Below are 19,875 nucleotides of genomic sequence, written 5' to 3'. Positions count from 1 at the left end.
AAGTGATCCGAGCCACTCCCATTCGTGGGGCAGGAAACACGGCCCGCGATCGGGCCGCCGAGAGTCTGGAATGCGCTTTGACGTCCTACGCCAATGACTTCTCCCAGCCGGAATCCGCAACGCCGAAGGGGCGGAGCCGGTTCGACCGGCAGCAGCCGGTATGGGTGATCGTGTCGGTCCTGATCGCCGTCGAGATCATCAGTGCGTTCGAAACATCGATGATGTTCGCCGCGATCCCGACGTTGATCGTCGAATTCGACAGCAACGCATCGACGGTCGGATGGGCGGTGACGGCCTTCCTCCTCGTCTCGGCCGCCTCGGCCGCCGTGTGCGGCCGGCTCGGCGACATGTACGGCCGGGAACGGATCCTGATGGTCCTGCTCGCCGTCGCGGCGCTCGGCTCGATGGTCAGCGCCCTCGGTGACAGCCTCACCAGCATCATCATCGGCCGCGCGATCCAAGGTGTGGCCGGTGCGATCCTGCCGCTGTGCATCGGGCTGGCGCGCGAGCATCTTCCCGCTTCCCGCGTTCCCGTTGCCGTCGCACTGATCTCCGGCTCGGCGGTCGCCGCCGGTTCGGCGTCGCTGCTCGTCGCCGGTCTGCTGATCGACAACGCCAGCTGGCACATGATCTTCGTCGTCGCCGCCGTGTACGCGATCTTCGCCCTGCTGCTCGTCTGGTTCGTCCTCCCGTGGCGCCGGCCCACCGGGACCTCCGAGAAGATCGACTACATCGGTGCGGTCACCTTCGCCGGCGCGGTCGCCGCGATCCTGCTCGGCGTCAACAAGTCCCAGTCATGGGGCTGGTCGGACCCGCGGACCCTCGGTCTCATCCTGGGCGGGGTCGTCGCTCTGGTCCTGCTCGTGCGGTGGGAACTGCGCACACCCTCCCCCATCATCAACGTGCGCCTGTTCGCCGACCGCAAGTTCTCGCTCACGATGCTGGCCACCGTCGCGATCGCGGTGGGACCGCTGGGCGTGGTCACCATGATCATTCCGATCATCATGCAGACGCCGTCCACCGGCGACTTCGGCCTGGGCCTGAGCGCGACGCACGCGGGTTGGCTCTCGTTCATCGGCTCCCTGTTCGGATTCGTCTGCACTCCGCTGAGCGGCCGGATCTCCGCCGCGGTGGGTTCACGCGCGTCGATGCTGCTCGGTACCGCCCTGTTCATCGTCGGCGTCGTCGTCATGCTCACCGCGCACCACTCCGTGGTGGCCATGACCGCGATGGTCGTCGTGGTGTCGGTCGCGACCGCCTTCGCCTACACGGCGATTCCGAACCTGATCGTCGAGTCCGTGCCCGAGCACAACACCAGCGAGACGACCGGCACGAACGCCGTGCTGCGTACCGCGGGTCAGGGTGTCGGAACGTCGATCGCGACCATGCTGCTCGCGTTCGCTGCGACCCCACTCGCGGGAATCAACATGGTCGGCGGCATGCTCATCGCGCTCTCCGTGGTGACCATCGGGATCACCTTGCTGATCCCACGCAGCGTGCGCACCGCCTGATCCGAACGCCCGTCTCCTCCCGTGTCCCGATTACCGGGAGGAGACGGGCGTCGGCGTCCGTCGGCGTTCTACGGTGATCCGATCGAGAAGTATTCGTATCGAAGGGAACCACTGCGATGACAGCCGTTGAGACACCGGTCGGTTCACGCTCCGTCGTACTGACCGTCGGTGCAGTCGTCCAGGAAACCGCCGACGCCGTTTCGCTGGTTTTCGACGTGCCAGAAGAGCGCCGCGCGGGCTTCGCCTACAAACCGGGACAGTTCCTCACCCTGCGCATCCCGAGCGATCGGACCGGTTCCGTGGCACGGTGCTACTCGCTCGCGAGCTCCCCCCACACCGGCGAGCCTCTCAAGGTCACCGTCAAGCGCACCGCCGACGGATACGGATCGAACTGGCTGTGCGACAACATCACTGCAGGGCAAACCCTCGAGGTGCTGCCCCCGGCGGGCGTGTTCACTCCGGTCGATCTCACCGAGAAACTCGCACTGTTCGCCGGAGGCAGCGGTATCACGCCGGTGTTGTCCATCCTCGAGTCGGCTCTCCACAGCGGCAATCGCAACGTGGTGCTCGTCTACGGCAACCGCGACGAGAAGTCCGTCATCTTCGCCGAGAGGCTGCGCGAACTCGCCGCCCGGCACGCCACTGCCCTCACCGTCGTGCACTGGCTCGAGAGCGTGCAGGGCCTGCCGACGCCGCAGCAGCTCGCGACCCTGGTCTCTACCTTCGCCGATCACCGCGCGTACATGTGCGGACCCGGGCCGTTCATGGATACCGTCCGCGAAGGCCTGCTGCTGGCCGGCGTCCCGAAGGACCGCATCCACGCCGAGGTCTTCACCTCCCTGTCCGGCGATCCGTTCGCCGACGTACCTGCCGTCGAGATCGACGAGTCGGACACCGACGCCGCCTCCGTGACGGTGCAGCTCGACGGCGAGGAACACGACCTCGTCTGGCCGCGCAGCGCGACTCTCGTGGACATCATGCTCTCGAAGGGCCTGGACGTGCCCTACTCGTGCCGGGAAGGCGAGTGCGGGTCGTGCGCGTGCACCGTCGTCGAAGGCGACGTCGACACCCCGCCGTCCGCGATCCTCGACGAGGAGGACATCGCCAACGGATACGTCCTCGCGTGCCAGGCCAAGCCGAAAAGCAAGCACGTGCGCATCGACTTCTGACCCCCGACAATGAAGCGTCCCCGGCTGCCGTTCCGCAGCCGGGGACGAGTCGTAGAGGAAGCGGCAGAGCTCAGCGGTTCAGGAGCGCTCGCATCGCGGCAGCCGCGCCTCGGACGAGCTTGTCGCGCGGGAATCCGCTGCGCTTGACCGCAGCCTCGTAGTTGCCGCCGGCGACCCACACGGGACCGTCCTGGAGGCGTTCGAGACCTTCACGCGCAACGTCTTCCGGCTCGGCGACGAGCATCCCCGGGATGTCGAAGTTCAGGCCCGCGCGCACCATCGCCGGGGTGCGGGTGACACCGAGTACCAGTTCGACCACGTGCACGCCGTGCGGTGCGAGCTCGAGCCACAGACTTTCGGCGAAGACGCGGCTGAACGCCTTCGAGGCCGCGTAGATGCTCTGGTGTTCGGCACCCATGTAGCCGGAGAGCGACCCGAGCAGCATGATGCCACCGCGCCCGCGCTCTTTCATCGGTCCACCGAACAGGTGCGACAACTCGATCTGCCGGTGGACGTTGAGTTCGATCACGCCGCGGAACCCATCGAGGTCGCCGGTGACGAACTCGTGGCCGTAGCTGTTCGCGCCGGCGTTGAAGATGAACAGGCCGACCTCGATGTCCTCGGTCGCCTTGCGGATCTCTTCCACGGCATCGTCGTCGAGCAGATCCAGCGCGAGGGTGCGCACCTGCACCCCGTTGCTCCGTGCCTTGTCCGCCGTCTCCTGCAGTGGGCCCGGCTGACGCGCGATGAGCACGAGATCGAAACCCGCGCGGCTCAATTCGTCGGCGAATGCCGCGCCGACGCCTTCGGAGCCACCGGCGATGACGGCCCACGGGCCATAGTACGAGCGGTCGAGATCGAGGGTTTCGGCCATCACTGGTCCTTCGGGAGGTAGTCGGAAGCTGAAGAGGTCACTGCACGATGGGGGCTCGGATCGGAGTGTCGTCGAAGACCTCGATGACCCCGGAAGCAGCCGCCTTGGCGATCGCGGCGTCGAGATGCGAACACGACATCCAGGGCGCGCCGGGTCGCCCGTCGCGCCCGTCGTCGTCCTGCACGACAGGGCAACGACGGCGCGCATCGGTGTTCCACTGGATGGACGTGTGCTCCCAGCTGTTCTTCTGGACGAGCACCTGCGCGGCGCATTCGCCGCAGCGCAACGGTTCCATCCGGTTCTGCATGTCTTTGGCTCCTAGCCCGTCGTGGTGGACTGCTGCGCGCCTGCCTGCTCGTCGAGGGCTGCCTTGCGGGCAAGGTTCTCCTCGACCTCCTTCATCCACGCGGCCACCGGGCGAGTGGTGTCCATCTCGAACTCGAAGCGGTCGGTCATCTCCTGCGCAACGTCCTCGACATCGACATAGAACTGCTCGTACCAGCGCCGCAGCTGGTAGACGGGGCCGTCCTCCTCGCACAGGAGCGGGTTGTCGATGCGGGTCTTGTTGCGCCAGATTTCGATGTCCTGCTCGAAGCCCTTCGCGATGAAGTTCCCGAACTGCTGGGCGGTCTGCAGCGCCTCCTCCCCCTCGAGGCGGTCGGACTTCTTGACGATCATGCCGTACATCAGGACGAACTTGTCCTGGGACACCGGGTAGTGGCAGTTGATGAGGACCGACTCGACGTCGTAACCCTCGTACTGGTAAACGAGATCGTCGATCATGAAGGACGGTCCGAAGTAGCTCGCGTCGGAGCGGCTTCCGAGCATCTTCGGCTGTCCGTCCGCGTGCGGACGAGCGTCCATACGAGCCTGACCCCGCATGAACTGGCTGGCCACGTGGCCTTCGAAGACGTTCTTGAAGTAGACCGGGAAGGAGTAGTGCACGTAGAAGAAGTGCGCCATGTCGACGATGTTGTCGATGATCTCGCGGCAGTTCGTATCGACCTCGGTGGTGTACCAGACCCAGTCGGTCCACTCGTCGCTCGTGGCGCCCTCGATGTGCGGGATGGTCACGTCCGCGGGCGGCGGGTTCCCCTGGGGGTCGTGCCACACGAAGAGCATGCCGTCCTGGTCGAGAGTGTGCCACGCGCGGGTCTTGGCGATCGGAGGAACACGCCGCGCGTACGGGATGTTCTTGCAGCGCCCGTTGCCGCCCCAGCGCCAGTCGTGGAACGGACACGCGATCTCGTCGCCCTTGACCGTGCCCTGGCTGAGATCCCCACCCATGTGCCGGCAGTACGCGTCGAGGATCTTGATCTCGTCGTTGCTGTCGGCCCACACCACGAGCTTGGTCCCGAATGCCTCGATCGAGTGCGGCTTGCCGTCCTTGAAGTCCTTCGACAGGCCGAGGCAGTGCCAGCCCCGGGCGAAGCGGGCGGGAGCCGACCCGGCGACGATCTCGCGGATCTCGGATTGTTCGGAAGTGCCGATGCTCACGGTCGTCCGTCCTTTCGGGAGGGAAGCGTTGAGGAGGTCAGGCGGCGGAGTCCGCTGGAGCATTCCGTCGCGATACGACCGAAACGCTAGGTGATCGGTATCACCCCTGATGAGGCCATCTCACTGGTCGAGACCTTCCGATGTCGTGAGACCGGGCCGGACCGCGATCATGCGACCGGCGCAGGTTCGGGGGTCGGCAACAGGGCCGCCCGGCCGTTGGCCACGAACTCCCGCTCGATGCGTGTGCGTTCCGCGTCGCCGAGCAGGACGTACTCGGAGGTCCGTCGGACACGCACGTAGACCGTGTCTGGGGTGTTCCACGCGACCGCCCGCAGCGGGGCTTTGTTCACCTTGTTGCTGCCCGTCAGCGGGATCTGCGCGGTGACGCGCACGAATCGCGGCCACCACTTGTCTCCCATGTCGGGCTGCTCGGCGAGGGTCGCCCCGAACACCGCCGGGTCGAACTCCGCGCCGGGCTCGAGTTCGACGGCGCACATGACCTGATCCCCGGTCGTGGGATCGGGCACGGCGAAGACCGGGGCGGACAGGATGCCCGGCACCCGCAGGATGATGCGCTCGACGGGAGTGGCGGAGAAGTTCTCGCTGTCGACGCGAAGCCAGTCGGAGGATCTTCCGGCGAAGTAGAAGAAGCCGTTCTCGTCGCGGTACCCGAGGTCCCCCGACCAGAAGTCGTCGCCCTTGACCCGATCGGCCATCGCCTCGGGATTCTTGTAGTAGCCCTCGAAGGTGTGGGCGGCACCGCACGCGACGATCTGTCCGACGGCGTCACTGTTGAGGAGGCGACCGGTCTCGTCGAAACGGGCGCGGGGGCACTCCTGCCCGGTGTCCTCGTCGAAGATCCGGACATCGACGCCTCCGACGGCGACCCCGAGCGATCCGGTCGGGGTGTCGGGGGTGCGGTTGATGCGGAAGACGCCTTCGCTCATCCCGTAGCCTTCGACGACCGTGCAGCCGAAGCGTTCGGAAAAGCGGGCCACGTCGGCTTCGGATGCCTCGGTGCCGAACGCGAGTTCGAGGGTGCTCGCGCGGTCGCGGGGGTCTTCCGGCCGGCTGAGGATGTACGACAGGGCCCGGCCCACGTAGTTGACGAAAGTGGCGCCGTAGCGGTGGATGTCGTCGGAGAACCGGCTCGCGGAGAACCTCCGGATCATGCAGACGGTCGCGCCGGCCCGCATGGCCGTGCCGAGGTTGAGCATGAGTGCGTTTCCGTGGAAGAGCGGCATGCACAGATAGGCGACCGAATCCTCGCGCATGCCAACACGTTCGGTGAGCGGACCGAGGAGGCGTGCGAGCCGGCCCTGGCCGACGATCACGGCCTTCGGAGCGCCGGTGGAACCGGAACTGAACAGCAACAATGCGATGTCGTCGGTGGACGGAATCGTCTCCGGCAGATCCGCACCGCGGAACGGCGCGAGGAACTCCGCGTAGCGATCGTCGTCGATGTCGAGGATGCGGTCGGCCGGCAGTCCGTGGCCGGTGTCCTCGAGCAGATGGGCGAGGCGGGATTCGGTGACGACGAGGTCGATGTCCGCGTGCGCGATGTCGCGGGCGATCTCGGGGCCGCTGCGGCTGGCGTTGATGCCCACGACGGCTGCTCCGGCCAGGGCACCGGCGCCGATCCAGAAGACGAAGTCCGGGACGTTCTCGAGCAGCACCCCGATGTGGCGCTGCCGATCTGCGGGAGCAGGCACGGTCGCGACGATCGCGGCGGCACGATCGGCGCTTTCCTGAACCACCTCGCCCCAGGTCCACTGCTGGTCCTCGAAACGCAACCCTACCTTCGGGTCACCGTGACGAGCGCGCACTACTTCTGCGAACGTGTCCAAGTCTTTCCTCCAGACGGTTGTGGCGATCAAGCAAAAACGGCGCGACCGCCGGACAGGACGGCGCCGGTCGCCGTGACGACGTCGAACCGGACGTCCACTGCGTCACCCCAGGCGCGGACCTGTGCCGCATCGCCGGGGAAGACGGGGGCCGCGAAGCGCCCGAACAGCGTCTTCAGGTCGGCGGGGTGCCCTCCGAGCATGTCGGCCAGAGGCAGGGTCGCGGCCGCCAGCGTGCACAGGCCGTGCAGGATGGGGCGGGGTTGTCCGATGCGCGCCGCAGCCTCGGGATCGATGTGGATGTGGTGCCGGTCGCCGGTCAGCCGGTAAAGCGCCGCCTGGTCGGCGCGTGTGGCGAGCGTGCCGATCACGTCGGCATCCCCCTCCGGCGCGGACGGCGCCGACGGTCCGCGCTCGCCGCCGAAACCTCCCGCTCCCGGTGCGAACAACGACCACGTCGCGATGAAGAACTCGCTCTCGACGACGACCTCGAACACCGCTGCCCGGCCCTTGTCCCAGACCTCACCGACGCGCGCCGACATCGCGATCTCCCCGGAGCGTGGCAACGGTGCGAGCACCTCGAGGCTCTGGGAACCGTGGAGCGCGGTGGCCGTGTCGAAGGCACCGAGCGCACCGAGCGCATCCGGTGCCCACTGGGCCAGCGTCAGGGCGAACGTCGGCAACACCCGCAGCCGGTCCTCGAACACGAGATCGAGGTCCGCCGCGCCGGCGCCCACCGCGAGCGCGTACAGGATCGCGTCCCGCTCGTCGTAGCGGATCGTGCGGGCACCCAGGTCGTGGCCTCGCCACTGCGCGGGCGTCGGCGTCGTTGCGGTCATTCGTCTTCGGTCCTTTCTCACAGGGGCGCCGGGCGGCGGCCCGACGGAGACAGGACCTCGCTTTTCCACAGACGCCCAGGTCACAGGCTAGGGAGAGCGATGGTGACCGTCACCGCCCGTCCCACTCACCGGTACATTCGAAGTCGGGGTGACCCGTCGTGAGATTCTGGCGGTACGCACTCGATGGAGGAGGGGACGTCCGTGAAGCGTGCAGGGGCACCGGTGGGATACAGGCGATGACCATCCCCTCCGATCCCTCCCATTTCCTCGATCAGCTGGTATCGCGACTCACCGGTCCGGGTGGCGAGTTCGAGATCGTCGTGCAGGACGTCCTGGGCACCGAGATACCCGTCATGCGCAGACGCGACGTCGCCGTGGCGGATCTGCTCTCGCAGTCCCTCGCCTGGGGCGACCGCGAGTATCTGGTCACGACCGATCAGCGGATCACCTTCGCCCGGAACGCGCGCATGTCGTACGCCCTCGCCGCGGCGCTCCACGAGCGGTACGGGGTTGGCGTGGGCGACCGGGTCGCGATCCTGTCGGCGAACCGGCCCGAGTGGGTCACCGCCTTCTGGGCGACGCAGGCCCTCGGTGCGATCTCGGTGGGCCTGAACGCGTGGTGGGTGCAACCGGAACTCGAATTCGGTATCCGTCATTCGCGACCCCGGGTGCTCTTCGTCGACGGTCCGCGCGCTGCGGCCGTGGCCGGCATCGACCGTGCGCAGACGGTGGTGCTGTCGATCGAGGAGGATCTACCGCGCCTCATCGCCGAATTCGACGGCGCGCAGCCGCCGCCCCCGAGAGTCGCCGAGGACGATCCGGCCGTCCTCCTGTACACCTCGGGCACGAGCGGGGATCCGAAGGGTGCGTTGCACTCGCAGCGGAATCTGCTGGCAGTGGTCGACTACCACCGGTACCTCGACGCGATCGCGACGATCTGGACCGGCGGCACATACGACCGGTCCGCACCATCGGACTCCCGCTATCTGCTGACGTCCTCACTGTTCCACATCACGAGCCTGCACAACACGATCGTGCCGCGCCTGGCCACCGGCAGCACCGTGGTGATGAACCAGGGCTGGTACGGCGTGCGTCCCGTGCTCGAACTCATCGAGGCGGAACAGGTCACCCACTGGATGGCCGTGCCGTCGATGGCGGCGCGGATGCTCGAGGACGAAGATCTCGACAGATACGACCTCACCTCGCTGAGCCGGTTCACCCTGTCCTCGGAACCTTCGACGCCGGAGTTCAAACAACTTCTGCGCGAAGGGCTTCCGTTCGGCAAGCACGCCATGGTCGACAGTTACACCATCACCGAGTGCAGCACGTCGATCGCTGTGGCCTCCGCCGCCGAACTCGAGGAGTTCCCCGGCACGGTGGGCGCGCCGATCATCACGGTGAGCCTCGAGATCCGGGATCAGAGCGGCGCCTGGCTGCCCGACGGCCGCGTGGGCGAGGTGTGTGTGCGCAGCCCCTTCGTCATGCTCGGCTACTGGGACGACGAGGCGGCGACCGCCGAGGCGATCACTCCCGACCGCTGGTTGCGCACAGGTGATTTCGGCGTGGTCGAGAACGGCCGTCTGCGTCTGGTGGGCCGGCGCGCCGACCTCATCCACCAGAACGGCGAGAACGTCTACCCGTCGGAGGTCGAGCGCGTCCTGGCCCTGCACCCGGCGGTCCGCGAATGCATGGTGACCGGCGCGCCCCACCCGGAATGGGGCCAGGAGGTGGCTGCGGTGGTCGTGCTCGTCGAAGGCTCCACGGTCACCGTCGAGGAATTGACGACCTTCGCATCCGAGCGTCTCGCCTACTTCAAGGTGCCGACGCAATGGACGCTGACGTGCAACCTGTTGCCGCGCAACGCCACCGGGAAGATCATCCGCAAGGGCTGGCGCGACACCCACGGCCACTGGTGACGACGGATCTGCACATCTACGGCCGGAGCAGGCGCTGCAGGGCGTCGCGGAGCGTTTCCTGTTCGAGCACGGGGTCGAAGGACGTCTCGGCGGCGACGACGCCGAGGTAGCCGTCGAGCAAAGCCTGTAGCCAGGTGACGAGCCGATCCGCGGGCAGGTCGGTCCGGATCTCTCCGGCCTGCTGCGCGAGCCGCACCCAGGGAAGCAATCCGTCGCGCAGCGCGCGGGCGTCGCGGTCGAGAGCAGCCGCGATCTCCGGCCGGGTCATCACAGCCCCGACCGCTCGGACGAAGCCGGCCGTACGGGGATCCGACGCATCCTCTGCTGCCCGAACGGCGTATTCGTCGAGTACACGGGTGGCGTCGGTTCGCCCGCTCTGCGCCTCGAACCACGCCACGCTTTCGGCTGTGCCCAGTTCGAGAACGGCCACCATCAGCGACAGTTTCGTGGGGAAGTAGTGGAAGAAGGTTCCGGACCCGATGCGGGCCTCGCGGCAGATCGCGGCCGTGGTCGTGCCGTCGTAGCCGTGTCGGGCGAAGCAGGTCAGAGCTGCGTCGATGATCCCGAGGCGGCGCGCCTCGTGCCGGACCGGATCGACCGTACGTGCCATGTCCCCGGCTCCCTGGATGCCATTGATGGAGTGTCCGCTCTATTATTACTGTATGCCGAAGACTCCGGAGCGCTGGCTGCTCACCTGGGAGAGCGCCGAGCACGCCGTGGAAATCGACGATGCCGGGCTGGGCCGCAGGATCACCTGGACGATCGACGGCGAGGAGATCGCCACGAAGAAGACCTCCGATGACAAGGTCGTCCTCGACGGGCACGAACGCGGCGCGATCGCCGTCAGGCTCCCCACCTTCATCGGACCGGCCCGACGAGTCACCTGGTGGGACGGCGACACCGAACTCGGTGCGGCAGCAGCCGCCCTCACCGGCATCGGCGGGGTCGACCTCGACCCCGAGCCTGGATCCAAGGCGGCTGTTCGCGAGGAATGGATCCGGGCGCACCCCCGGAAATACGCCGCCCAGCGCACGGCGGTCGCCGTAGCCGGGGTCGCCGTGCCGCTGATCGTGCTCTGGCTGCTCGCACAGATCCCGATCCCCGAAATCGATTGGCCCGACTGGGATATCAACATTTCCTGGCCGGACATTCCGTGGCCCGACATTCCGTGGCCGACCATCTCCCTGCCGGAATTCTCCCTGTTCGACTTCACCGTGCCCGAGTGGGTGAAGGCCGTCGCAGACAAGGCGAAGTACGTCTGGCCGGTCGTGCTCGCGGCCGTCCTCGCGAACCGGGAGGTCGCGCGCCGCCGGCGCCAGGACGAGCGCAAGCGGCAGACCGACGACCCCCCGACCGACTCGGAGGACTGAGCTCAGCTGAGGCGTTCGAGCACCATCGCCATGCCCTGACCCCCACCGACGCACATCGTCTCGACGCCGAACTGCTTGTCGTGGGTCTGCAGGTTGTTGATGAGTGTCGCGGTGATGCGGGCACCGGTCATCCCGAAGGGGTGACCGAGCGCGATCGCACCGCCCGAGACGTTGAGCTTGTCCTCGTCGATCTTCAGCTCACGCGCCGAACCGAGCACCTGCACGGCGAACGCCTCGTTGATCTCGAACAGGTCGATGTCGTCGATGCCCATGTTCGCGTTGGCGAGAGCCTTGCGGGTCGCGTCGATCGGTCCGAGACCCATGATCTCCGGCGACAAGCCCGAGACACCGGTGGAGACGATGCGCGCGAGCGGGGTCAGTCCGAGTTCCTTCGCCTTCGTGTCGGACATGATCACCAGAGCGGCCGCACCGTCGTTGAGCGGGCACGCGTTGCCGGCGGTCACCGTGCCGTCCGGGCGGAAGACCGGCTTGAGCTGACTGACGGCCTCGTAGTTGGTGCCCGGACGCGGACCGTCGTCGGTGCTGACGACCGTGCCGTCGGCGAGGGTCACCGGAGTGATCTCCCGCTCGAAGAAGCCGCTCTTGATGGCTTCCTCGGCGCGGTTGTGCGAGCGCACGCCCCAGCGGTCCTGGTCCTCGCGCGAGATGCCGGTGTGGGAGGCGACGTTCTCGGCGGTCTGTCCCATCGCGACGTAGACGTCGGGGAGCAGACCCTCGGTGCGCGGGTCGGTCCACGGCACTCCGCCTTCGGCGAGCTTGGCGGTACGCGCCTGGGCGTCGTCGAACAGCGGGTTCTTGGTGTCGGGCAGACCGTCGGCGTTGCCGGTCACGAAGCTCGACACCGATTCGACGCCGGCGGAGACGAACACATCGCCCTCGCCGGCCTTGATGGCGTGCAGCGCCATGCGGGTGGTCTGCAGCGACGACGAGCAGTACCGGTTGACGGTCACGCCGGGAAGGAAGTCGTAGCCGAGTTGCACCGCGACCACGCGAGCGATGTTGAAGCCGGACTGTCCGGCGGGCTGGCCGCAGCCGAGCATGAGGTCGTCGATCTCGGTGGGATCGAGATCGGGGACCTTCGCGAGCGCTGCAGCGACCATCTGGGTCGCCAGGTCGTCCGGGCGGATCGACGCGAGCGAGCCCTTGCGTGCTCGCCCGATCGGCGACCGTACTGCGGACACGATTACTGCTTCGGGCATCTTCTCTCCTCGATGATCGGTCGTACTTCGACCCTACGGCCCTTCGACCCTCTGGGTCCGGCGGCTATCCTGTGCTAACTTACCAAGCAATCGCTTGGTTTGGTACAGACGTTAGGAACATGCCATGGGCATCACCTCGACCTCCGACAGCGCCGGTATCACCACGGTCACCGTCGACTTCCCGCCCGTGAACGCTCTCCCCTCACAGGCCTGGTTCGACCTGGCCGAGGCCGTGACCACGGCCGGGCGCAGTCTCGACACCCACGCGGTGATCCTGCGCGCCGAGGGCAGAGGCTTCAACGCGGGTGTGGACATCAAGGAAATGCAGGCCACCGAAGGGTTCGACGCCCTGATCGCCGCCAACCACGGGTGTGCCGCGGCATTCGCCGCCGTCTACGACTGCGAGGTACCGGTCATCGTCGCCGTCAACGGCTTCTGCGTCGGAGGCGGCATCGGCCTCGTCGGCAACGCGGACGTCATCGTCGCCTCCGACGACGCCGTCTTCGGCCTGCCCGAGGTCGACCGCGGTGCACTGGGCGCCGCAACGCATCTCGCGCGCCTCGTCCCCCAGCACATGATGCGCACCCTCTACTACACGGCGCAGAACGTCACCGCGCAGCAGCTCGAGCACTTCGGCTCGGTGTACAAGGTCGTGCCGCGCAGCGAACTCGACGCCGCCGCACGCGAGGTCGCCGAGATGATCGCCGCGAAGGACACCCGCGTCATCCGCCGTGCGAAGGAAGCCATCAACCGCATCGACCCCGTCGACGTGAAGACGAGCTACCGCCTCGAGCAGGGCTTCACCTTCGAGTTGAATCTCGCCGGCATCGCCGACGAGCACCGCGACGAGTTCGTCGCAACAGGAAAGCCGCGCAGCAACAGCTGACGCCTCACACCACCAGGAGTTCGGAACACCATGCGTGACAAGAGAATGTCGCTCGACGACGTGGTCGGCGAGCTGCGCAGCGGAATGACCATCGGCCTCGGCGGCTGGGGATCGCGCCGCAAGCCCATGGCCCTCGTGCGGGCCATCCTCCGTTCGGACGTGAAGGATCTGACCGTCGTCACCTACGGCGGTCCCGATCTGGGCCTGCTGTGTTCGGCGGGCAAGGTGAAGAAGGCGTACTACGGATTCGTCTCGCTCGACTCGGCACCGTTCTACGACCCGTGGTTCTCCAAGGCCCGCACGGGCGGCGAGATCATCGCCCGTGAGATGGACGAGGGCATGATCAAGTGCGGCCTGGAAGCCGCCGCCGCGCGCCTGCCGTTCCTGCCCCTCCGCGCGGGCCTGGGTTCGGCCGTGGTCGACTTCTGGGAGGGTGAACTGAAGACCGTCACCTCGCCGTATCCCGGACCGGACGGCACCGAGACCCTCATCGCCATGCCGGCGCTGAACCTCGACGCGTCCTTCGTGCACCTCAACATCGGCGACAAGCACGGCAACTCCGGTTACCAGGGCGTGGACCCCTACTTCGACGACCTCTACTGCATGGCCGCCGAACGTCGCTACGTCTCCGTCGAGAAGATCGTCGAGACCGAGCAGCTCGTGAAAGAGGTTCCGCTGCAGCAGCTCCTGCTCAACCGCATGATGGTCGACGGAATCGTCGAAGCACCGAACGGGGCGCACTTCACCCTCGCGGGCGACAGCTACGGCCGCGACGAGAAGTTCCAGCGCCACTACGCCGAGTCCGCCAAGGACCCCGAGGCATGGCAGGCATTCGTCGACCGCTTCCTCTCTGGCAGCGAGGACGACTACCAGGCCGCAGTCCAGAAGTTCGCACAGGAGCAGGCATGACCACCACCGAGACCGTGACCCGCGCCGAGTACTGCGCGATCGCATGCGCCGACATCTTCTCGGGTGCCGGCGAGATCATGGCGAGCCCGATGGCGACACTGCCGCAGATCGGTGCACGCCTGGCCAAGCTCACCACCGAGCCCGACCTGCTGATCACCGACGGTGAAGCACTCATCCTCGCCGACGTCCCGGCCCTCGGCGCGAAGGCACCGATCGAAGGCTGGATGCCCTTCCGCAAGGTGTTCGACGTCGTCGCCTCGGGCCGCCGCCACGTGGTGATGGGCGCCAACCAGATCGACCGGTACGGCAACCAGAACCTGTCGGCCTTCGGTCCACTCCAGCAGCCGACACGCCAGATGTTCGGTGTGCGCGGCGCTCCCGGCAACACGATCAACCACGCGACCAGCTACTGGGTCGGCAAGCACTCCTCGCGCGTCTTCGTCGACACGGTCGATATCGTCTCGGGTGTCGGATACGACAAGGTCGATCCCGAGAACCCGGCGTACCGCTTCCTGGACATCGCGCGGGTCGTCACCAACCTCGGTGTCTTCGACTTCGGCGGTCCCGACCACACCTTCCGGGCGCTCTCGTTGCACCCGGGTGTCGAGGCGTCCACCGTCGCGGAGAACACCTCCTTCGAGGTCGCCGGCCTGGACGAGGCGGGCGTGACCCGCGAGCCGACCTTCGAGGAACTGCGTCTGATCCGCGAGGTGATCGACCCCAAGGGTCTGCGCGACCGCGAGGTCTCGCTGTGACCGTCCTGCGCACCGCCCTGACCGACCTGGTGGGGATCGAGCACCCGATCGTTCAGACGGGCATGGGATGGGTCTCCGGTCCCCGCCTGACCGCCGCGACGTCGAACGCCGGTGGTCTCGGCATCCTCGCCTCGGCGACGATGACCTACGCCGAACTCGAAGCGGCGGTCGCGAAGACCAAGTCGCTGACCGGCAAGCCGTTCGGCGTCAACATCCGCGCCGACGCCTCGGACGCCGGTGAGCGCATCGACCTGCTGATCCGCGAGAAGGTCAAGGTCGCGTCGTTCGCCCTCGCACCGAAGAAGGAGCTGATCGCCAAGCTCAAGGATCACGGCATCGTCGTCGTGCCGTCGATCGGTGCTGCCAAGCACGCCGTGAAGGTCGCCTCGTGGGGCGCCGACGCGGTGATCGTGCAGGGCGGCGAGGGCGGTGGCCACACCGGTCCCGTCGCGACAACCCTGCTGCTGCCGAGCGTCCTCGACGCCGTCGACATCCCCGTCGTCGCCGCCGGTGGCTTCTTCGACGGTCGTGGGCTCGCCGCCGCGCTGTCCTACGGCGCGGCCGGCATCGCGATGGGCACTCGGTTCCTGCTCACGAGCGACAGTGCTGTTCCCGATTCGGTGAAGCAGCAGTACCTTTCGCGGGGACTGCAGGACACCACGGTGTCATTCAAGGTCGACGGCATGCCGCACCGGGTCCTGAACACCGACCTGGTGAACAGCCTCGAGAAGTCCACCTACGCGAAGGGACTGCTCGCGGCCGCGCGGAACGCGACGAAGTTCAAGTCGATGACGGGCATGAAGTGGTCGACCATCGTCAAGGACGGCCTCGCCATGAAGAAGGCGAGCGACCGCACCTGGCAGCAGATCATCATGGCCGCCAACACCCCCATGCTCCTCAAGGCCGGTCTCGTGGAAGGCAACACCGAAGCCGGTGTGCTCGCCTCGGGCCAGGTCGTCGGCATGCTCGACGACCTGCCGAGCTGCCAGGAACTGATCGACCGCATCGTCGCCGAGGCAGTCGAGCGCATCGACGCCCTCTCCGCCCTGCGCGATCAGGGGCGTCCCGCCGCCTGATTCCGATTCCCAGCAGATCGAGACCGGTGTTGTTGTCGAGTTTCCGCGAGAAATCGACAACAACACCGGTCTCGATCGGTTCCGACGTGCGCAGACTCCGCCGCGCGTCGCCGGACACAGGCGCTGGGTCGTTCACGATGCCTCCCGCGGTCCGGAAAATCGACCCCACTCCGCCGAAGCCCAAGCCATGGCCCGGTCAGGAAGATTCCCGATACCGCGTGACAACAGTTCGCCGCTGTTTCAGTGAATTGCGCTCGGCACGGAGCCAGGCAGGGGTATCAGTGTCCCGTTGCGCACGGCACAGGCGCGGTCGACGAGAGTCAGCCGGCTCAGGTCGTGAGTGACCATCACGATCGCCACATCCCGATCCCGGCTCAGATCGGCGAGCAGGGCCACGACCTCGCGGCTGCGGTTCTCGTCGAGGGCCGAGGTGGGCTCGTCGACGAGCAACACCGAGGGGTCGTTCATCAGTCCTCGCGCGATCGCAACCCGTTGCCGTTGCCCTCCCGACAGTTGGTGGGGTCGCCGGTCCAGGTGCCCGTCGAGACCCAATGAACACAACAGGTCCGTGGCACGGGCACGACTCTCGCGGACCGAGTCGCCCGCGAGATGGGACATCATCTGCAGTTGTTCGACTGCGGTCAACGAGGGCAGCAGGTTCGACTGCTGGAACACGAATCCGAGCTTCTCGCGTCGCACGGTCGTGCGCTCGTCACGGTCCAGTCCCGTCATGTCGCTGCCGTCGATAACGACACGACCCGAATCGGGGGTGATGAGAAGGCCGGCGACAGCGAGCAGGCTCGATTTGCCGGACCCGGACGGACCGGTCACAGCCACGAATTCGCCGCGTCGGACCTCGAAATCCACGTCGTCGAGGACGCGTCGATGCCCGTCACCGTCGGGATAGCTGAGGACGATGTTGCGTAAGCAGATACTCATGTCGAAGTCCTTCGTTCTCGGTAGATGACTCATCGAGCGGCTGCAAGGGCAGCGAGCGGGTCGACCTTGGCGATACGGACCAGGGAAGCAGCCGCGCCGATCATGCCCGTCACAACGAGGGCGAGGAACGGAACCACGGTGGTGGACATCGTGAGCGAGAACGGAACCGACTGCGAGGCTGCCGTTCCGAGACCGGCTGCGGCCAGGGCTCCAAGTCCGGATCCGAGTACCAGCACGATCGAGCTCTGCCCGAGTGCGTCCTGGAGCAGATAGCGGGTGGAGGCACCGACAGCCTTGAGCACAGCGAGGTCCTGGCCGCGCTGGATGGTCCATACCGTGAAGAAGGCCCCGACGACCAAGGCGCTGACGATCATCAGCATCGTCTGCATCAACAGCAGCGATCCACGCTCGGAGGTGTACGACCCGATCGCGTTCAGCGCACCGCGGCCGTCGGTGACGGCCGTCCCGGTCGCCTCACCGACAGAATCGGCGTCGAACCCTGCGGAGGTCCGCAATGCAACGACGGTGCCGTCACTGCCACCGGCCGACGGCAGTGACATCCATGCGTCGTGGTCCATCCAGACCACGGGCTGATGACTGTAGAACGAGTCGTCGACCAGAGCGGTGATGGTGAATACCTTTCCGCTCATCGAAATCCGGGTTCCGTTCGTCCATCCGTTGTCATTGGCGAGGTCGGCGTCCACGGCTACCGAGCCGGCACCGAGCACGACCGGAGCGGCGAAAGAATGCCCGTCGACGCCGAACGCAGAAGCGGCAACTTCTCGACCGTCGACGCTGATCCGAGCGGGTGCCACCCCGATGATCGACGCAGCATCGACACCGTCGGCCTCCGCAAGTTCCGCATACTGCCGCGTCGTCACGGTCGACTCGGCGAACGAGACCGAGCGGCCATCGGGGGGAGCACCGAATGCGAAGTGGTCGGCGCCGATGTTCTCGATCGCAGCGATAGACCGATTACCCAGTCCGGAGGTCAGCCCCGACAGCGTGACCACCATCAGCGAAATGAGGAACAGGGCCGAGGTCATCAGCGTGAAGCGACCTTTGGCGAACCGGAGATCACGGAAAGCGAGGAACATGCATCTCAGTGTCGTGCAAGGCAACATTCCCGGCATCGCGCATTGGTTGGGTTCGCTGATCCATCGAAAGTTGGAGGTCGTCGATCGGTGCGGTCGACGGCATAGTGCGGTATTAGAGTGGGCGAGATGCGGAATTCCGATGGGTCTGACTCGGGCGGGGCCGTGCCGGTGCTACGCGCCATGCAATTCGGCGCCCATCTGCTGTTCTTCCTGCTCCTCGCGGTGGGTGTCGTGCGCACGGTTACCGACAGTGCTCATCCCGCTCCGATCGTCGCGCTCGCTGTCGTGGTAGCCGGGTGGTATCTCTTCGGGATCTGGTTCGCGCAGCGTGAGGGCTTCGAGAACGGGGAGCCGGTACAGCGCCGGTCGGGGCAGATCTGGTTCGCGGCGCTCGGGCTGGGCTGGTTGGCTCTCGTGGTGGCGGATGTCAACTTCGTCTGGCTGGCGTTCGCCCTGTTCTTCCTGTGCTTTCCCCTGTTCTCCACTCCGGTCGCGTTGACGGTGACGATCATGCTGACCGCGATAGCGATCGCAGCGACGCTGTGGCACGGCACCACGAACACGGTTGCCTCGATTCTCGGACCGGTGTTCGGGGCGGCAGCTGCCGCCGGAATGGCCGTCGTCTACCAACAGTTGGTGCGGCAGTCCGCGCAGCGACAGCAGTTGGTGGACGAACTCACCGAGGCGCACCGAGAGTTGCTCGGGGCGCAGGACGAATTGGTCGCGCTGCAACGGGAAGCGGGCGCACTGACCGAACGTTCCCGCCTCGCGCGTGACATTCACGACACTCTGGCGCAGGGATTTTCGTCCATTCTGCTGCTCTCCCGAGCCGGGCAGCGCGCTCCCGACAATTCTGCGGCGGTCTTCGCGCAGATCGCGGACACCGCGCAGCAGAATCTGATCGAGGCCCGCCGGGTGGTCGACGCGCTCGCGCCGGTTGCGCTCGAGTCCGCACCGCTCGAATCCGCGTTGCGGCGCCTGCTCGACCAACTCGAGCAGCAGACCGGGATCACCGGTGACCTACTCACCGACAGCGATCCGATCCCGCTGGTGACGGACTTCGACGTCGCCTTGCTCCGCGTCGCCCAGAGTGCTCTCGCCAACGTGCGGTTGCATTCGCGGGCGCGTCGGGTACGGGTGACATTGAGCTACGCATCCGACGAAGTACGGCTCGATATCGTCGACGACGGTATCGGCTTCGATCAACGTCAGGACGGTGGATTCGGCTTACGGTCGATGCGGGAACGACTGGCCGAACTGGGTGGCACACTCGTCGTGGAATCGGCACCCGGAGACGGAACCGCGGTTGCCGCAACCCTTCCGGTCGGGCGGGTCGCATGAGTGCGGTACGTGTACTGCTCGTCGACGATCACCCGGTGGTACGGGCGGGACTGCGCGCGTTGCTGGCGTCGCACGATGACATCGTGGTGGTCGCCGAAGCATCGTCGGGTGAGGAAGCCGTGGCTTCGGCGTCGGCCGCGAAACCCGATGTGGTGCTGATGGATCTGCGTCTGGGATCGGGGATCGACGGGGCGCAGGCGACCGCCCGGATCCTGACGGCGGCCGATCCGCCGAGGGTCGTCGTACTCACCACCTACGACACGGACGCGGACATTCTGCGCGCGGTCGAAGCCGGTGCGGCGGGCTACCTCCTCAAGGACACCGACCCGAAAGTGCTGATCGAATCGGTGTTCGCGGCGGCCCGTGGGGAGACCGTCCTGGACCCGGACGTGGCCCAGCGCCTTTACCGCCGCATGCAGCAGCCCCGCGCCGACCTCAGCGCCCGTGAAATCGAAGTGCTGTCGCTGGTCGCCGAAGGGTTGTCCAATCGTGCGATCGCCAAACAGCTCTTCGTCAGCGAGGCAACCGTGAAATCCCATCTGGTGCACGCGTTCACCAAATTGGAGGTGGATAATCGCACCGCCGCAGTGGTCGCGGCGCGCGAGCGGGGCCTGATCGTGTGATCGGTGTCG

At 66.7% G+C, this 19,875-nt stretch carries 19 protein-coding genes; 10 read left to right on the top strand and 9 right to left on the bottom strand.

Annotated elements, in window-relative coordinates; translation table 11 throughout:
• The first annotated feature begins 164 nt into the window (after positions 1–164).
• Positions 165–1,511, top strand: coding sequence for an MFS transporter (locus tag K3M35_RS12735; protein WP_220666518.1), 1,347 nt, complete (start codon positions 165–167; stop codon positions 1,509–1,511).
• A gap of 116 nt (positions 1,512–1,627) precedes the next feature.
• The gene (locus K3M35_RS12730; RefSeq protein ID WP_220666500.1) at positions 1,628–2,680 is read left to right on the top strand and encodes a ferredoxin--NADP reductase; all 1,053 of its coding nucleotides are present in this window, start codon (positions 1,628–1,630) and stop codon (positions 2,678–2,680) included.
• A gap of 70 nt (positions 2,681–2,750) precedes the next feature.
• Here K3M35_RS12730 and K3M35_RS12725 read toward each other — a convergent pair whose 3' ends face one another.
• The 5 genes from K3M35_RS12725 to K3M35_RS12705 form a co-directional block, all read right to left on the bottom strand.
• Entirely contained in the window at positions 2,751–3,554 is an 804-nt protein-coding gene (locus K3M35_RS12725) for an SDR family oxidoreductase (RefSeq protein ID WP_220666499.1), read from the bottom strand.
• Between the two features lie 37 nt (positions 3,555–3,591).
• Complete coding sequence (locus K3M35_RS12720; RefSeq protein WP_006551945.1) at positions 3,592–3,861, bottom strand: hypothetical protein; 270 nt, start codon at positions 3,859–3,861, stop codon at positions 3,592–3,594.
• A gap of 11 nt (positions 3,862–3,872) precedes the next feature.
• Positions 3,873–5,051, bottom strand: a complete 1,179-nt coding sequence (locus K3M35_RS12715; protein WP_006551946.1) for a Rieske 2Fe-2S domain-containing protein — start codon at positions 5,049–5,051, stop codon at positions 3,873–3,875.
• 167 nt (positions 5,052–5,218) lie between these two features.
• Complete coding sequence (locus tag K3M35_RS12710) at positions 5,219–6,898, bottom strand: AMP-binding protein (protein WP_064061686.1); 1,680 nt, start codon at positions 6,896–6,898, stop codon at positions 5,219–5,221.
• 26 nt (positions 6,899–6,924) lie between these two features.
• Positions 6,925–7,734 (bottom strand): MaoC/PaaZ C-terminal domain-containing protein, encoded by an 810-nt coding sequence (locus K3M35_RS12705; RefSeq protein ID WP_064061685.1) that lies wholly within the window; start codon positions 7,732–7,734, stop codon positions 6,925–6,927.
• A 236-nt stretch (positions 7,735–7,970) separates the two neighbouring features.
• On the opposite strand from K3M35_RS12705, the gene K3M35_RS12700 reads away from it, so the two are divergent.
• Positions 7,971–9,650, top strand: coding sequence for a class I adenylate-forming enzyme family protein (locus K3M35_RS12700; RefSeq protein ID WP_006550411.1), 1,680 nt, complete (start codon positions 7,971–7,973; stop codon positions 9,648–9,650).
• A gap of 16 nt (positions 9,651–9,666) precedes the next feature.
• On the opposite strand, the gene K3M35_RS12695 is transcribed toward K3M35_RS12700, so the two are convergent.
• A complete protein-coding gene (locus K3M35_RS12695; protein WP_024102909.1) occupies positions 9,667–10,260 on the bottom strand; it encodes a TetR/AcrR family transcriptional regulator in 594 nt (197 codons plus the stop codon).
• Between the two features lie 52 nt (positions 10,261–10,312).
• Here K3M35_RS12695 and K3M35_RS12690 point away from each other — a divergent pair, with 52 nt between their 5' ends.
• Entirely contained in the window at positions 10,313–11,020 is a 708-nt protein-coding gene (locus K3M35_RS12690) for a hypothetical protein (protein ID WP_064061684.1), read from the top strand.
• Between the two features lie 2 nt (positions 11,021–11,022).
• Here the strand turns inward: K3M35_RS12690 and K3M35_RS12685 are convergent, their stop codons facing one another.
• Complete coding sequence (locus K3M35_RS12685; protein ID WP_006550414.1) at positions 11,023–12,240, bottom strand: acetyl-CoA C-acetyltransferase; 1,218 nt, start codon at positions 12,238–12,240, stop codon at positions 11,023–11,025.
• 124 nt (positions 12,241–12,364) lie between these two features.
• On the opposite strand from K3M35_RS12685, the gene echA20 reads away from it, so the two are divergent.
• The 4 genes from echA20 to K3M35_RS12665 are packed head-to-tail and all read left to right on the top strand — an operon-like array spanning position 12,365 to position 15,866.
• Positions 12,365–13,126 (top strand): (7aS)-7a-methyl-1,5-dioxo-2,3,5,6,7,7a-hexahydro-1H-indene-carboxyl-CoA hydrolase, encoded by a 762-nt coding sequence (gene echA20, locus K3M35_RS12680; protein WP_024102907.1) that lies wholly within the window; start codon positions 12,365–12,367, stop codon positions 13,124–13,126.
• A 30-nt stretch (positions 13,127–13,156) separates the two neighbouring features.
• Positions 13,157–14,035, top strand: coding sequence for a CoA transferase subunit A (locus K3M35_RS12675; RefSeq protein ID WP_024102906.1), 879 nt, complete (start codon positions 13,157–13,159; stop codon positions 14,033–14,035).
• A complete protein-coding gene (gene ipdB, locus K3M35_RS12670) occupies positions 14,032–14,790 on the top strand; it encodes a cholesterol ring-cleaving hydrolase subunit IpdB (RefSeq protein ID WP_024102905.1) in 759 nt (252 codons plus the stop codon). The genes K3M35_RS12675 and ipdB overlap by 4 nt, the downstream gene beginning before the upstream one ends.
• Positions 14,787–15,866 carry a nitronate monooxygenase family protein gene (locus K3M35_RS12665; protein WP_072740528.1) on the top strand — a complete coding sequence of 360 codons (1,080 nt, stop codon included), beginning with the start codon at positions 14,787–14,789 and terminating at the stop codon, positions 15,864–15,866. The genes ipdB and K3M35_RS12665 overlap by 4 nt, the downstream gene beginning before the upstream one ends.
• A gap of 240 nt (positions 15,867–16,106) precedes the next feature.
• On the opposite strand, the gene K3M35_RS12660 is transcribed toward K3M35_RS12665, so the two are convergent.
• Together K3M35_RS12660 and K3M35_RS12655 are read right to left on the bottom strand one after the other, a co-directional pair.
• Positions 16,107–16,805: an ABC transporter ATP-binding protein gene (locus tag K3M35_RS12660; protein WP_019290135.1), complete on the bottom strand. Its 699-nt coding sequence runs from the start codon at positions 16,803–16,805 to the stop codon at positions 16,107–16,109.
• A gap of 29 nt (positions 16,806–16,834) precedes the next feature.
• On the bottom strand, positions 16,835–17,902 hold the full coding sequence (locus tag K3M35_RS12655; protein WP_094979508.1) for an ABC transporter permease: 1,068 nt from the start codon (positions 17,900–17,902) through the stop codon (positions 16,835–16,837).
• A gap of 126 nt (positions 17,903–18,028) precedes the next feature.
• Between K3M35_RS12655 and K3M35_RS12650 the strand changes: the two genes are divergently transcribed.
• Both K3M35_RS12650 and K3M35_RS12645 read left to right on the top strand, forming a co-directional pair.
• Positions 18,029–19,243 (top strand): sensor histidine kinase, encoded by a 1,215-nt coding sequence (locus tag K3M35_RS12650; RefSeq protein WP_220666498.1) that lies wholly within the window; start codon positions 18,029–18,031, stop codon positions 19,241–19,243.
• Complete coding sequence (locus tag K3M35_RS12645; RefSeq protein WP_213932482.1) at positions 19,240–19,866, top strand: response regulator transcription factor; 627 nt, start codon at positions 19,240–19,242, stop codon at positions 19,864–19,866. Before K3M35_RS12650 ends, K3M35_RS12645 begins: the two co-directional genes overlap by 4 nt.
• Positions 19,867–19,875: the final 9 nt, after the last annotated feature.

Source organism: Rhodococcus sp. DMU2021, from assembly GCF_019641445.1.
GTDB lineage: Bacteria > Actinomycetota > Actinomycetes > Mycobacteriales > Mycobacteriaceae > Rhodococcus > Rhodococcus pyridinivorans.
Note: the sequence above shows the minus strand (reverse complement) of the source record. Positions and strands in the feature narration are given on the sequence as shown.